Below are 521 nucleotides of genomic sequence, written 5' to 3'. Positions count from 1 at the left end.
GACGGTCAGGCTGATTCCAACGTCGCCACGGCCACCATTGACGTGAAGGCCCGCAACCGCCGGCCGCACGCCAAGGGCCAGAAGGTCTACGTTGCCGAAAACGAATCGCAGCAGATCAATCTGATGCAGGACGCCTCGGATCCGGATGGCGATCCACTGACCTTACGTATCGTGCGTGGTCCGCGTCACGGCACCCTGTCGTTGAACACGGATGGCACCTACACCTACACGCCCATCGCGGGCTGGGCGGGTGAAGACAGCTTCAGCTTTGTCGCCAACGACACGCAATACGACTCGAACAAAGCCACGATCCACCTCGACGTCGATCCGCGCCCGGTGGCCCAGGACGAAGGTGTCAGCGTACGCACCGGCAAGTCCACCCCGATCTACCTGGTGCCCGACGAACATGCTCGTCGTTGTGACGACAACCACGACGATGACGACAACGGTGATGGTGACCACGGCGACGGCGATGACGACCTGTTCGCCAAGATTCTCAGCCAGCCACAGCATGGCAAGCT

At 61.6% G+C, this 521-nt stretch carries 1 protein-coding gene; it reads left to right on the top strand.

Features of this window, described 5'->3' with window-relative positions; translation table 11 throughout:
- Positions 1-521: Ig-like domain-containing protein (locus tag QQJ96_RS23500; protein WP_284334473.1), on the top strand; the 521-nt coding region annotated here is incomplete at both ends.

Source organism: Dyella flagellata, from assembly GCF_030160275.1.
In the GTDB taxonomy this organism is placed as follows: domain Bacteria; phylum Pseudomonadota; class Gammaproteobacteria; order Xanthomonadales; family Rhodanobacteraceae; genus Dyella_B; species Dyella_B flagellata.
This window is presented reverse-complemented; position numbering and strand designations above follow the sequence as displayed.